A 13,892-nucleotide genomic window follows, 5' to 3' on the forward strand; every position below is an offset into this window, starting at 1 on the left:
CCCGTCTCTTGCTAAATCCGGCTATCGCCCATCGCCCGGAGCCGCCCCGTGTCCATCCACGTCGCGCTGAACCACGTCACCCATTACCGCTACGACCGGCCCATCGCCCTGGGGCCCCAGGTGATCCGGCTGCGTCCGGCGCCCCACAGCCGCACCCCCATCCTCTCCTATTCCCTCAAGGTGATGCCGGGGGAACACTTCATCAACTGGCAGCAGGATCCCCAGGCCAACTGGCTGGCCCGCCTGGTGTTCCCGGAGAAGACCCGGGAGTTCCGGGTGGAGGTGGATCTGGTGGCCCAGATGTCGGTCATCAATCCCTTCGACTTCTTCCTCGAACCCTATGCGGAGGAGGTGCCCTTCGCCTACGAGGCCTGGCAGCGGCACGAGCTGGCGCCCTATCTGTACACCCTGCCGGCGACGCCGAAATTCCAGGCGTATCTGGCTTCCATCTCCCGGGAGAAGTGCCGCAGCGTGGATTTCCTGGTGGCCCTCAACGCCCGCCTGGCCCGGGACATTTCCTACCTGATCCGCCTCGAGCCCGGGGTGCAGACGCCGGAAGAGACCCTGGCCAAGGGCTCCGGCTCCTGCCGCGACTCGGCCTGGCTGCTCTGCCAGCTGCTGCGCCACCTGGGCCTGGCGGCCCGCTTCGTTTCCGGCTACCTGATCCAGCTCACCGCCGACGTCAAATCCCTGGACGGTCCCTCCGGTCCCGCAGCCGATTTCACCGACCTGCACGCCTGGTGCGAGGTGTACCTGCCCGGCGCCGGCTGGATCGGCCTGGACCCCACCTCCGGCCTCTTCGCCGGCGAGGGCCATATTCCCCTGGCCGCCTCCCCCGAGCCTTCCTCGGCGGCGCCCATCAGCGGCGCCCTGGAGCCGTGCGAATGCGAGTTCGGCCACACCATGGGCGTTACCCGCATCTGGGAAGCGCCCCGGGTGACCAAGCCCTACAGCGAGGAACAGTGGTCCCGCATCGAAGCCCTGGGGCAGACGGTGGACAGCGACCTGGCGGCCCGGGACGTGCGCCTGACCATGGGCGGCGAACCCACCTTCGTCTCCATGGACGACCCGGACGGGGCCGAGTGGAACACCGAGGCCCTGGGGCCGAAAAAGCGCCTGCTGGCGGCCGACCTGTTCCACCGCCTGCGGCAGAAGTACGCCCCCCGGGGCTTCATGCATTTCGGCCAGGGCAAGTGGTATCCGGGGGAACAGCTGCCCCGCTGGTCCCTCAACTGCTACTGGCGCCAGGACGGCGAGCCCCTGTGGCAGCGGCCCGAGCTGTACGCCGACGAGTCCCGGGACTACGGCGTCGATGCCGCCCGGGCCGGCGCCTTCCTCGGCGAAGTGGCGCGGCGCCTGGGGTTGGAGGAAAAGCACGTGTTCCCCGCCTACGAGGACGCCTTCTACTACCTGTGGCGGGAGCGGCGCCTGCCGGCCAACGTGGATCCCTTCGACACCCGCCTCGACGATCCCCTGGAGCGGGCGCGCCTGGCCAAGGTGTTCACCCGGGGCCTGGAGCAGGCCGTGGGCCAGGTGCTGCCCCTGGGCAAGACGGCCGCCGGCCGCTGGCAGAGCGGCTCCTGGTTCCTGCGCAGCGAGCGCTGCTACCTGATCCCCGGCGACTCCCCGGTGGGCTACCGCCTGCCCCTGGATTCCCAGCCCTGGGTCAGCCAGTCCGACTACCCCTACCTCAATCCGCCGGACCCGGCGGCGCCCCGGGCGCCCCTGGCCCGCCACGCCGAACTGCGGCGGCAGATGCCGGGCATCCCCACGGAGGCCATGCCTGGCAGGCAGGCAGCAAGCGCATCTCCGGGTGGCCTGCCTGGAGAAGCAAGTGGGGAGCGGGTCCCGGGGCATCACCAATCCGCCGCCTGGATCACCCGCACCGCCATGTGCGCCGAGCCCCGTAACGGCGTGCTCTACATTTTCATGCCCCCCGTGGGCTGCCTAGAGGACTACCTGGAAGTGCTGGCGGCGGTGGAAGCCACCGCCGAGGCCCAGGGCCTGCCGGTCATGTTCGAAGGCTACGAGCCGCCCCGGGACCCGCGCCTGGAAGTGTTCCGGGTGACGCCGGACCCGGGGGTGATCGAGGTGAACATCCACCCGGCCAAATCCTGGGACGAACTGGTGGAGCGCACCAGCCACCTCTACGAGGCGGCCCGGGAAACCCGCCTGTCCACCGAGAAGTTCATGCTCGACGGCCGCCACACCGGCACCGGCGGCGGCAACCACTTCGTCCTCGGCGGCGCCACGCCGGCCGATTCCCCCTTCCTGCGCCGGCCCGACCTGCTGCGCAGCCTCATCTCCTACTGGCACAACCACCCCAGCCTGTCCTACCTCTTCTCCGGCCTCTTCGTCGGCCCCACCTCCCAGGCACCGCGGGTGGACGAGGCCCGCAACGACAGCCTCTACGAGCTGGAGACCGCCTTCCGCCAGTTCCCGCCGCCGGGGGAGGGAGGCGCCCCCTGGCTCACCGACCGGCTGCTGCGCAACCTGCTCATCGATGTCACCGGCAACACCCACCGGGCCGAGTTCTGCATCGACAAGCTGTTCTCCCCCGACGGCCCCACGGGGCGCCTGGGCCTCCTGGAACTGCGGGCCTTCGAGATGCCGCCCCACGCCCGCATGAGCCTGACCCAGCAACTGCTGCTGCGGGCCCTGGTGGCCCGCTTCTGGGCCCGTCCCTACGCCCCGGAGCGGCTGGCCCGCTGGGGCACGGAGCTGCACGACCGCTTCATGCTGCCCCACTTCATCGCCCAGGATTTCGCCGACGTGGTGACGGAAATGCAGACGGCGGGCTACGCCTTCGACCCGGCCTGGTTCGCGCCCCACCTGGAATTCCGCTTCCCCCGCATCGGCGACTTCGCCGTACGCGGCGTCGCCGTGGAGCTGCGCCACGCCCTGGAGCCCTGGCACGTCATGGGCGAGGAGGGCGCCGCCGGCGGCACCGTGCGCTATGTGGATTCCTCCGTGGAGCGGCTCCAGGTCAAGGTCACGGGCCTGCCGCCGGACCGCTACCGCCTCACCTGCAACGGCCATGCCGTGCCCCTGCAGCCCACCGGCACCGTCGGCGAGTTCGTCGCCGGGGTGCGCTACCGGGCCTGGCAGCCGGCCGCCTGCCTGCATCCCACCATCGGCGTTCATGCGCCCCTGACCTTCGACCTGGTGGATACCTGGATGGACCGCTCCCTGGGCGGCTGCCAGTACCACGTGGCCCATCCGGGCGGGCGCAATTTCGAGGCTTTTCCGGTCAATGCCTTCGAGGCCGAGAGCCGGCGCCTGGCCCGCTTCTTCCCCATGGGCCACACTCCGGGTCCCCTGGCGGGCCGGGGCCAGGCGGCGGCGCCGCAGAACCCGGAATTCCCGTTTACGCTAGACTTGCGCCGCCAGGGCCGGCCCTAGTCCCTCCCTGGAAAAAACCACCAGCGCGGCGCCCCTTTTCCCCGCCGCGCTTTTTTGCGGAACGCCATGGCGCGCACCCTTCTCTCCATCTATCCCGATTCCGCCGGCCGCTACGACGAAATGCTCGCCGCCGGCGGCGCGGTGCGTCCCCACTGGCAAGCCTTCTTTTCCCACCTGGACGCCGCCTCGCCGGAGCAGATGCGGGCCCGCCTGGCCTTCGTGCAGCGGCGCATCCAGGAAAACGGCGTCACCTACAACGTCTATGCCGACCCCAAGGGCACCGACCGGCCCTGGGAACTGGACCCCCTGCCGCTGATCATCCCCGCCGACGAGTGGCGCCAGCTCGCCGCCGCCGTGGCCCAGCGCGCCACCCTGCTCAACGCCGTCCTGGCCGACCTCTACGGCCCCCAGGACCTGCTGGCCTCGGGCCTGCTGCCGCCGGCCCTGGTGTACGGCCACGGCGGCTTCCTCTGGCCCTGCCGCCAGGTGCGCCAGCCCGGCGACACCTTCCTCCATTTCTACGCCGTGGACCTGGCCCGCTCGCCGGACGGCCGCTGGTGGGCCATCGCCGACCGCACCCAGGCCCCCTCCGGCGCCGGCTATTCCCTGGAAAACCGGCTGATCGTCTCCCGGGTCTTCCCCGACCTCTTCCGCGACCTGAAAGTGGAGCACCTGGCCGGCTTCTTCCGCAGCGTCCAGGAGAGCCTGGCCCACTACGCCCCGGACAGCGGCGAGGGCGGCGAGCCACCCCTGATCGTGCTGCTCACGCCCGGGCCCTACAACGAAACCTACTTCGAGCACGCTTACCTGGCCCGCTACCTGGGCTTCCCCCTGGTGGAAGGGCCGGACCTGACGGTGCGGGGCGAGACCGTCTTCCTCAAGACCCTCACCGGCCTGAAGCGGGTGCACGCCATCCTGCGCCGCCAGGACGACGACTTCTGCGACCCCCTGGAGCTGCGCGGCGATTCCGCCCTCGGCGTGCCCGGCCTGCTGCAGGCGGTGCGGGCCGGCCGGGTGCTGGTGGCCAATGCCCTGGGTAGCGGCGTGGTGGAGTCGGGGGCGTTGCCGGGCTTCCTCCCGGCCATCTGCGAGCGCCTCCTGGGGGAACCCCTGCAGATGCCCTCGGTGGCCACCTGGTGGTGCGGCGAGGCGCCGGCCCTCAAGTACACCAGCGAACACCTGGACCAGCTGGTGATCAAGGCGGCCTTCCCCGGCCGCCGCTTCGACCCCATTTTTGGTGCCGACCTGAAGGGTGCCCAGCGGGAGCAGCTGCTGGCCCGCCTGCAGGCCGAGCCCCAGGCCTACGTGGCCCAGGAACTGGTGCAGCTGTCCCAGGCCCCCACCTGGAGCCGTAGCCACGAGCGGCGCCTGCTGGCCCGGCCGGCGGGGCTGCGGGTCTATGCCGTGGCCACGCCCCAGGGCTACCGGGTGATGCCCGGCGGCCTGGCCCGGGTGGCCGGCGGCGCCGGTGCCCGGGTCATTTCCATGCAGCGGGGCGGCGCCTCCAAGGACGCCTGGGTGCTGTCCGACGAGCCGGTGTCCACCTTCAGCCTGCTCAAACCCTCCATCGGCGCCCGGGACGTGGTGCGGGGCGGTCGCAGCCTCTCTTCCCGGGTGGTGGAAAACCTCTTCTGGCTGGGCCGCTATTCGGAACGCTGCGACCACACCAGCCGCTTCCTGCGGGTGGCCCTGACCCGGCTCATCGACGCCGGCGGCGAGCCGGGGCCGGAGCTGTTCGCGGCCCTGGCGGTGGGCGAGGCCATGGGCCTGCTGCCGCCCCGGGACGAGGCCGGGGAACAGGCGGCGGCCCGGCCGCCGGCCCCGCCCCCGACCCTGGCCGAACGGCTGACCCGGGCGGTCTTCGACGACGCCTGGGATACCGGCCTGGCGGCGGGCCTGAAGCGCCTGCAATGGTCAGCCACCCAGGTGCGGGAGCGCCTCTCCATGGACCACTGGCACGCCATCAACCGCCTCAATCACGACATGCAGGCCAGCAAGGAAAGCCGGCCCGAGCCCGGCGAGACCCTGGCCTGCCTCGACCAGGCCCTGCTCTCCTGCGCCTCCCTGGCCGGCTTCACCATGGACAACATGACCCGGGACGACGGCTGGCGCTTCCACGTGGTGGGCCGCCGCCTGGAGCGGCTGCACTTCCTGGCCTCGGCCATCGCCGGCTTCCTCGCCCTGGAGGGCAAGGACCGCTCCCAGGGCCAGGGCGGCCTGGAGTGGCTGCTGGAGCTGGCCGACAGCACCATCACCTACCGCTCCCGCTACCTTTCCCAGCCCGAGCTGCTGCCGGTGATCGACCTTCTGGTGCTGGACGAGGACAACCCCCATTCGGTGGCCTTCCAGGCCCAGGTGGTGGGGCGCTACCTGGGCCGCCTGCAACAGTCCCTGGGCGGCGGGGCCGGGGAGGCCGGCGCCCCCTTCACCGACGACCTGGAACTGCTGCTGGCCCGCCTGCGCAGCGTGGACCTCTCCCGCTTCCAGGGCGACGTCTGCGGCGACTGCATCGGCTGCAATGCCTGCGAGGACCTGGCGGCCGTGCTGTGGGCCCTGGCGACGGCGGTGCGGGAGCTTTCCGACCGCCTGGCCATGCGCTACTTCACCCACGTGGGCGACGTCAGCCATCAGACGGTGGCGGCCTGAGCATGCCCTTGCACGATCCTATTCCGGCCCTGGAGGCGCCCCTGGCGGCGGCCTACCGCATCACCCACGCCACCGAATACCGCTACGGCGCCCCGGTGGCCCTCTCCCAGCAGCTGCTGCACCTGACGCCCCGGCCCCTGCCCTGGCAGACGGTACGGGAACACCGGCTGGAGGTGGAGCCCCTGCCATCCCTGCGCCTGGAGCGCTGGGACGCCTTCGGCAATCCGGTCACCCAGCTGGCCTTCGACGGTCCCCACGACAGCCTCACGGTGCGGGCCGAGACCGAGATCGAGGTGCTGCCCCGCTTTGCCGGCGAACTGCCCCCGGGCCAGCCCTGGGAAGGCTGGCGCCAGGCCCTGGTGTACCGGGGCGCCCTGCCGCCGCCGGCGGAACTGCTGGAGGCGGTGCAGTTCGCCTTTCCCTCTCCCTTCGTCAGCCTGGGGCCCGCCTTCGCCGCCTATGCGGCGCCGTCCTTCACCCCCGGCCGGGGCCTGCTGGCGGCGGCCCGGGACCTCATGGGGCGCATCCACGCCGAGTTCGAATTCGACCCCCAGGCCACCAGCGTCGCCACCCCGGTGGCCGAGGTGCTGGCCAGGAAGCGGGGCGTCTGCCAGGACTTCGCCCACCTCATGCTGGCCTGCCTGCGCTCCCTCGGCCTGCCGGCCCGTTACGTCAGCGGCTACCTGCTCACCGAGCCGCCCCCGGGCAGCCCCCGGCTGATCGGGGCCGACGCCTCCCACGCCTGGGTTTCCCTGTTCTGTCCCGGCCTGGGCTGGGTGGATCTGGACCCCACCAACGACCTCATTCCCGACAGCCGCCACATCACCCTGGCCTGGGGCCGGGACTTCGGCGACGTTTCCCCCATGCGCGGCGTTATCCTGGGCGGCGGCGCCCATGAGCTGGAGGTGGCGGTGACGGTGCTGCCCCTGGCTGCGCCGGCCTAGCCGCCGCAGCCATTGATAAAAAAAGAAGGGGCCCTCGGGCCCCTTCTTTTTTGCCCCGGGCGGGGCTAGGGCTTCAGGGGGCCACGGCCAGGGTGTTGCGGTCGATGACCCGGCGCAGGACGAAGCTGGTATGGACGCCGGTGACCCCGGCGATGCGGTTGATGCGGTTGAGCAGCAGCTCCTGGTAGGCGTCCATGTCCTGCACCGCCACCTTCAACTGGTAGTCGGACTGCTGGCCGGTGATGAGCAGGCATTCCAGGACCTCGGGCACCTGGGCGATGGCCGCCTCGAAATTGGTGAAGCGCTCCGGCGTGTGCTGGTCCATGGAAATGCCGATCAGGGCCATCAGGGACAGGCCCAGCTTTTTCGCGTCCAGCTGGGCCCGGTAGCCGGTGATGAGGCCCGCCTCCTCCAGGGCCCGCACCCGGCGCAGGCAGGGGGAGGGGGAGAGGCCGATGCGGTCGGCCAGGTCCTGGTTGCTGATGCGTCCGTCCTCCTGCAGCAGCTGCAAGATCTGGCGGTCGTAGCGGTCGATTTCCATAAAATTCCCGGGGTTTGTGAATGCGTGAAATTATTATTGTGCAATAGGTGATTAAGCGCAATTAAATTGCGGTAAATGTCATTTTCTGGCTGAAGAACGCAAGCACCTGCGGGGCCGAATTCTCTAACATTGCTCCATCGTTTGATTCATTCAGGAGCCCGCCATGTTGTCCAACCCGTCCAGCAAATATCGGCCTTTCGCCCCGGTGCAGCTCGCCGACCGCCAGTGGCCCAGCCGGGTCATCACTACCCCGCCGATGTGGATGAGCACGGACCTGCGGGACGGCAACCAGTCCCTCTTCGAACCGATGAATGTCGAGAAGAAGATGCGCATGTTCAAGACCCTCTGCCAGGTGGGCTTCAAGGAAATCGAGGTGGCTTTCCCCTCCGCTTCCCAGACCGACTTCAATTTCGTGCGCAGCCTCATCGAAGACGGCCACATCCCCCAGGACGTGACCATCGAGGTCCTCACCCAGGCCCGGGAACACCTCATCCGCCGCACCATGGAGTCCATCAAGGGCGCCCCCCGGGCCATCGTCCATGTCTATAACGCCACCTCCCAGCCCTTCCGCGACTTCGTCTTCGGCATGAGCAAGGCCGAGGTGGTGGCCATGGCGGTGGAAGCCGTCACCCTGATCAAGCAGTTGGCCGCCGAGATGCCGGAGACCGAGGTGGTGCTCGAGTACAGCCCGGAAACCTTCACCGCCACCGAACTCGATTTCGCCCTGGAAGTTTGCGACGCCGTCACCGCCGCCTGGGGCGCCACCCCGGACAACAAGGTGATCCTCAACCTGCCGACCACGGTGGAAATGGCCACGCCCAACATCTATGCCGACCAGATTGAGTGGATGCACCGCCACCTGGCCCGCCGCGATAGCGTCATCCTCAGCCTGCACCCCCACAACGACCGGGGCACCGCCGTGGCCGCCGCCGAGCTGGGCCTCATGGCCGGCGCCGACCGGGTCGAGGGCTGCCTCTTCGGCAACGGCGAGCGCACCGGCAATGTGGATATCGTCACCGTGGCCCTCAACATGTACACCCAGGGCGTCCATCCCGGCCTCGACTTTTCCGACATCAACGCCGTCGCCCGCACCGTCGAACACTGCAACCAGTTGCCCATTCACCCGCGCCATCCCTATGTGGGTGATCTCGTCTTCACGGCCTTCTCCGGCTCCCACCAGGACGCCATCAAGAAGGGTTTTTCCGCTCAAAAGGCGGATGCGCCGTGGAACGTTCCCTACCTCCCCATCGATCCCGCCGACGTGGGCCGCAGCTATGATTCCGTGATCCGGGTGAATAGCCAGTCGGGCAAGGGCGGCATCGCCTACCTGCTGGAGACGGAGTACGGCGTGGTCATGCCGCGCCGCCTGCAGGTGGAGTTTTCCGGGGTGGTCCAGCAGCATGCCGACAGCCACGGCAGCGAACTCACCGCCGCCGACATCTGGCAGCTCTTCTGCCGTACCTACCTGGAACCGGTGGCGCCGGTGCATTACCGGGAGCACCACCTGTTCGAGCACGGCAGCGCCCAGGGCATCCGCCTCTCGGTGGACATCGACGGCACCGCCCACCTGCTCAGCGGCGAAGGCAACGGCCCCATCGATGCCGCCATCCATGCCCTGCGCGGCGCCGGCCTGCAGGTCCAGGTGCGCAGCTACGAGGAGCGCTCCATGGCGCCGAGCCAGGACGGCGGCGAGGCCCGGGCCTGCGCTTTCGTCGAGATGGCCTGCGACGGCCGGGAGTTCTACGGCGTCGGCATCGACGGCAACATCGTCACCGCCTCCCTCAAGGCCATCGTCAGCGGCCTCAACCGCAGCGGCCAGCAGTTCCGCACCCACCAGGCGGCCTGAGACCGGCGGCCGTCGCCGCATGCAAAACGGGGCCCGCGGGCCCCGTTCTTTTTTGTGCTGCCGGCTTAGCCCCAGCGGGCCAGCATCCACTTCTGCCGCTCGGCCCGGCCGACGAAGCTCCACACCGCCAGGCGGCTCTGCTTCTGCCCCTGGCTCATGGCAATGATGCGGCTGGCGGTGGGCTTGACCTTGGCCAGGGCCGCTTCCACATGGCGCAGGTTTTCCGCCTTGGAGATGAGGGCGGAGAACCACAGGGCCCGCTTGGGGATGCCGGCGCTCTGCTCGATCAGGCGGGTGAGGAAGGCCCGTTCGCCGCCGGGATACCACAGCTCGTTGTCCTGGCCGCCGAAGTTGGAGCCGCCCTTGCCCGGCGTCTGGCCCAGGTTCTTCTGCTTGCGCTCGCCCGCGAAGCGGGCGTCGGCGGCGGAGGCGTGGAAGGGCGGGTTGCACAGGGTCAGGTCGAACTTCTCGCCGGAGCGCAGCACGCCGACGAAGATGTTGTCCGGCACCGGCTGGTGGCGCAGCTCGATGGCGCCGGCCAGGTGCTCGTTGGCGGCGAGGATGCGGGCCACGTTGTCCAGGGACTTCTGCTCCGTATCGACGCCGACGAAACGCCAGTCGTACTCGGCGTGGCCGATGAGGGGATAGACGCCGTTGGCGCCGACGCCGATGTCCAGCACCCGCACCCGCTCCCCGGTGGGGATGCGGCCCTCGTTGCCTTCCGCCAGCATGTCGGCCAGGTGGTGCAGCAGGTCGGCCCGGCCCGGGATGGGCGGACACAGATAGCCGGGGGGAATGTCCCAGCCGGTGACGCCGTAGTCCGCTTTCAGCAGGGCCTTGTTGAGGGCCTTGACCGCCTTCGGGTTGGCGAAGTCGATGCTGGGGCTGCCGGCGGGCGTGGTGACGATGAAGCGGGCCAGCTCGGGCGTGATGGCCGCCAGGGTGGCGAAGTCGTAGCCGTGGGCGTGGCGGTTGCGCGGATGCAGGCCGGGCTTGGGGCTGGCGGGGGCGGCGGGATTGGTCATGGGCGATGGGCGGTGAGAGAGGGGGCGAGTATCCCACGGATCGGCGACGGCGCCGGGGAAAGGGTGGGGAAGGGCATGAATGGCCGTTGGGCTGGCGGCGGCAAGGCCGGCGGGTGGGGCAGCAAGGGAGGCGAGCGGTTTGCAGCGGCGTTTCCGGCCGGGGCGGCGGTTCGGCGGCGGGCCCGGATTCTACCGATACCACCGCCAGGACGAGCGTCCCGCCTGCCTCTCCGTCATGGCATGCCCGGGATGGCCGTCCTGCCTGGCCCCTGGCCTGCCTAGCTGCTGGCGCCCTGGTACAGGGTGCGGAACACGGCCCAGCGGCGCGGGTCGATCTGGCCTGCTTCGAGGGCGCTGCGCAGGGCGCAGTCCGGCTCCCGGTCGTGGCGGCAGTCGCGGAAGCGGCACTGGCCCAGGTGGGGTGCCAGTTCGGCGAAGGCGTGCTCGATGTCGCTGCGGGACAGGTGCTGCAGGCCGAAATCCTGCAGGCCGGGGGAGTCGATCAGGTCGCCGGCTTCGGGCTTGGCCGGGTCCAGGTGATAGAGGCGGGCGTGGGTGGTGGTGTGCTTGCCCGAATCCAGGGCTTCGGAAATTTCCCGGGTGGCGGCGCGCGCTTCGGGAATGAGGGCGTTCACCAGGGTCGATTTGCCCATGCCGGACTGGCCCACCAGCAGGCTGGTGTGGCCGGCCAGGAGCGGGCGCAGGGCCTCGGCCCCGTGCAGGGCGGAAAGCTCCAGCACCGGCACGCCGAGGGCGACGAAGGGGGCCAGGGCCTGGCGGGCCGGGGCGATCTTGTCCGCCAGGTCGCACTTGTTGAGGATGATGCGGGCGGCCACGCCCTGGTCCTGGGTGGCCACCAGGGTGCGGCAGACCAGCTCGAAGCTGAAGCCCGGCTCGGTGGCCACCACGATCAGCACCTGGCTGACGTTGGCGGCGATGAGCTTCTGCCGGTATTCGTTGGAGCGGTAGAGTAGGGAACTACGCGGCGTGATGGCCTCGATGGCGCCCTGGTCCTTGGCCGGACGGCTGATCTCGACCCGGTCGCCGCAGGCGATGTCGCTCTTCTTGCCCCGGGGGAAGCACAGCAGGGTTTCCCCGCCGGCCAGTTCCACCATGTACTGGCGGCCGTGGGCGGCCACCACCTGACCTGGGATGCGCTCGCTCATAGGGCCGCCAGCGCTTCGATCTTGGCGGCGCAGATGAAGTCGTTGCGGGAGAGGCCGCCCACGTCGTGGGTGCCGTAGGTGACGCGCACGGTGTTGTAGTTCACTTGCAGTTCCGGGTGATGGTTTTGCCGTTGGGCCAGCCAGGCGACGCCGTTGGCGAAGAGCATGGCCGCCTCATAGCCGGTGAAATGGAAAGTCTTGGCGATATGGCCGTCCTCCCGGCTCCAGCCGGGCAGCAGGGGCAGCAGCATGGCCACCGTGGCGTCGTCCAGCCGGTGCTGGGGGCCGGAGAGGTGACGGCAGGTGTCGCGGGCCAGATCGTCCAGAAGCATGGCGCTTTCCTTCAGGCGGTTGCCCCGGCGCCGGTCCGGCGCTGGCTCAGGCGGGTGATGTGAGCGATGCGCAGGGCGGCGGGCGGGTGGGAATCGTAGAACAGGGAATGGAGCGGGTCCGGGGTCAGGGTGCTGGCGTTGTCCTCGTACAGCTTGACCAGGGCGGCCACCAGTTGCTCGCCGTCGGCGTGCTCCACCGCGTAGGCATCGGCCTCGTATTCGTGGCGGCGGGAGAGCAGGCTGGAAAGGGGCGTCAGCAGGAAGGTGAACACCGGCGCCACCATGAAGAAGAGGATCAGGGCCAGGGCCGTGTTCCGGGCCGAGACGCCGAGACCGGCATAGAACCAGGGCGCTTCCATGAGCTGGCCGAGGAGCCAGAGGAAGCCCAGGGACATGGCAAAGAGCAGGGCGATGCGCTTGACGATGTGGCGCCGCTTGAAATGGCCCAGCTCATGGGCCAGCACCGCTTCGGCCTCCACCGGGGAGAGGCGGGAGAGCAGGGTGTCGAAGAAGACGATGCGCTTGTTTTTGCCGAAGCCGGTGAAATAGGCGTTGCCGTGGACGCTGCGTTTGGAGCCGTCCATGACGAAGAGGCCGGAGGCGGCGAAGCCGCAGTGGGCCAGCAGGGCCTCGATGCGGGATTTCAGTTCGCCCGCTTCCAGGGGCGCGAACTTGTTGAAGAGGGGGGCGATCCAGGTCGGGTAGATGAACAGCAGCAAAAGATTGAAGCCGGACCAGAAGAGCCAGACGTAGAGCCACCAGTTCTCGCCCATGGAGCCCATCAGCCACAGCACCGCCAGCACTACCGGGGCGCCGATGGCGGCGCCCAGCAGGGTGCTTTTGAGCAGGTCGGTGAGGAACAGGGCCGGGGTCATGCGGTTGAAGCCGAAGCGCTCCTCCAGCACGAACTGGCGGTACCAGGCGAAGGGCAGGTCGATGGCGCCGGAAATGAGGGTGACGCTGCCGATCAGGCCCAGGCCGTAGCCCAAGGGGCTGTCCGGCAGCCAGCCCTGCCACAGGCCGTGCAGGGCCTGGATGCCGCCGCCCAGGGTGAAGCCGAGCAGGACCAGGGCTTCCAGGAGGGTGGCGGCCATGCCGAAGCGGTTGCGGGCCACGGTGTAGTCGGCGGCCTTCTGGTGGGCCTCCAGGGAGACGCGGGCGGAGAATTCGGCCGGCACCGCCCCGCGGTGGGCCTGGACGTGGGCGATCTGGCGCCGGGCCAGACCCAGGCGCAGGGCCAGGCTGAGGAGGAGGGCGGCGAGGAATACGAGGGTGAAGGTCACGGCAGGAAAGTCGTCTCGACAGGGAAAAAGCGGATTCGGGGCTGGTCCGGGGCAGGTTCGGCAGGCCGATGATGCAGGAAGGCAGTCAGCCGGCATGAAGCTGTGACAAAATAGAGGCTTCGCAAGTTTCTCCTCGGATTATGGCACAGGACGCAAACCACCTCGTCTGGCTGGACATGGAAATGACCGGCCTCAACCCGGACCAGGATCGCATCATCGAAATGGCCATGGTGGTCACCGACGTCAATCTCAACGTCCTGGCCGAGTCCCCCGTGTGGGCCGTGCACCAGGCCGAAGCGGTGCTGGACGGCATGGACGACTGGAACAAGAACACCCACGGCAAGTCCGGCCTGATCGACCGGGTGCGCGCTTCCGCCACCGACGAGGCCAAGGTCGAGGCCGAGGCCCTGGCCTTTATGGCCCAGTGGGTGCCTCGCCGTGCCACGCCCATGTGCGGCAATTCCATCGGCCAGGACCGCCGTTTCATGGCCCGCTACATGCCGACCCTGGAAGACTATTTCCATTACCGGAATCTGGATGTGAGCACCCTCAAGGAACTGTGCCGGCGCTGGGCGCCCGAGGTGGCCCAGGGCTTCGCCAAGAAGGGCCTGCACACGGCCCTTTCCGACATCCACGAATCCATCGAAGAATTGCGGTACTACCGCGAAAAATTCCTGCGGGTCTGAGAATCCGCGGAAAAAACATTT

General features: G+C 69.2%; 10 protein-coding genes. 5 read left to right on the forward strand and 5 right to left on the reverse strand.

What is annotated here, in order from left to right:
* Positions 1–48: 48 nt before the first annotated feature.
* From ACLSSQ_RS06105 to ACLSSQ_RS06115, 3 genes are all read left to right on the forward strand, one after another.
* A complete protein-coding gene (locus tag ACLSSQ_RS06105) occupies positions 49–3,402 on the forward strand; it encodes a DUF2126 domain-containing protein (RefSeq protein WP_416244062.1) in 3,354 nt (1,117 codons plus the stop codon).
* A 66-nt stretch (positions 3,403–3,468) separates the two neighbouring features.
* Complete coding sequence (locus ACLSSQ_RS06110; protein WP_416244063.1) at positions 3,469–6,048, forward strand: circularly permuted type 2 ATP-grasp protein; 2,580 nt, start codon at positions 3,469–3,471, stop codon at positions 6,046–6,048.
* Positions 6,049–6,050: 2 nt separating this feature from the next.
* On the forward strand, positions 6,051–6,992 hold the full coding sequence (locus ACLSSQ_RS06115) for a transglutaminase family protein (protein WP_416244064.1): 942 nt from the start codon (positions 6,051–6,053) through the stop codon (positions 6,990–6,992).
* A gap of 73 nt (positions 6,993–7,065) precedes the next feature.
* On the opposite strand, the gene ACLSSQ_RS06120 is transcribed toward ACLSSQ_RS06115, so the two are convergent.
* A complete protein-coding gene (locus ACLSSQ_RS06120) occupies positions 7,066–7,533 on the reverse strand; it encodes an Lrp/AsnC family transcriptional regulator (RefSeq protein ID WP_130458864.1) in 468 nt (155 codons plus the stop codon).
* A 163-nt stretch (positions 7,534–7,696) separates the two neighbouring features.
* Between ACLSSQ_RS06120 and leuA the strand changes: the two genes are divergently transcribed.
* Complete coding sequence (gene leuA, locus ACLSSQ_RS06125) at positions 7,697–9,379, forward strand: 2-isopropylmalate synthase (RefSeq protein ID WP_416244065.1); 1,683 nt, start codon at positions 7,697–7,699, stop codon at positions 9,377–9,379.
* A 65-nt stretch (positions 9,380–9,444) separates the two neighbouring features.
* On the opposite strand, the gene rlmF is transcribed toward leuA, so the two are convergent.
* From rlmF to ACLSSQ_RS06145, 4 genes are all read right to left on the reverse strand, one after another.
* Positions 9,445–10,404: a 23S rRNA (adenine(1618)-N(6))-methyltransferase RlmF gene (gene rlmF, locus ACLSSQ_RS06130; RefSeq protein ID WP_416244066.1), complete on the reverse strand. Its 960-nt coding sequence runs from the start codon at positions 10,402–10,404 to the stop codon at positions 9,445–9,447.
* A 278-nt stretch (positions 10,405–10,682) separates the two neighbouring features.
* Positions 10,683–11,570 carry a ribosome small subunit-dependent GTPase A gene (gene rsgA, locus ACLSSQ_RS06135; protein WP_130458861.1) on the reverse strand — a complete coding sequence of 296 codons (888 nt, stop codon included), beginning with the start codon at positions 11,568–11,570 and terminating at the stop codon, positions 10,683–10,685.
* A complete protein-coding gene (locus ACLSSQ_RS06140) occupies positions 11,567–11,902 on the reverse strand; it encodes a 4a-hydroxytetrahydrobiopterin dehydratase (protein WP_014238236.1) in 336 nt (111 codons plus the stop codon). The genes rsgA and ACLSSQ_RS06140 overlap by 4 nt, the downstream gene beginning before the upstream one ends.
* Positions 11,903–11,913: 11 nt before the next feature.
* Positions 11,914–13,185, reverse strand: a complete 1,272-nt coding sequence (locus ACLSSQ_RS06145; protein WP_416244067.1) for a M48 family metallopeptidase — start codon at positions 13,183–13,185, stop codon at positions 11,914–11,916.
* Between the two features lie 140 nt (positions 13,186–13,325).
* Between ACLSSQ_RS06145 and orn the strand changes: the two genes are divergently transcribed.
* On the forward strand, positions 13,326–13,871 hold the full coding sequence (gene orn, locus ACLSSQ_RS06150) for an oligoribonuclease (RefSeq protein WP_416244068.1): 546 nt from the start codon (positions 13,326–13,328) through the stop codon (positions 13,869–13,871).
* The last annotated feature ends 21 nt before the right edge of the window (positions 13,872–13,892 follow it).

The sequence above is a fragment of the Azospira sp. APE16 genome, from assembly GCF_047901315.1.
In the GTDB taxonomy this organism is placed as follows: Bacteria; Pseudomonadota; Gammaproteobacteria; order Burkholderiales; family Rhodocyclaceae; genus Azospira; species Azospira oryzae.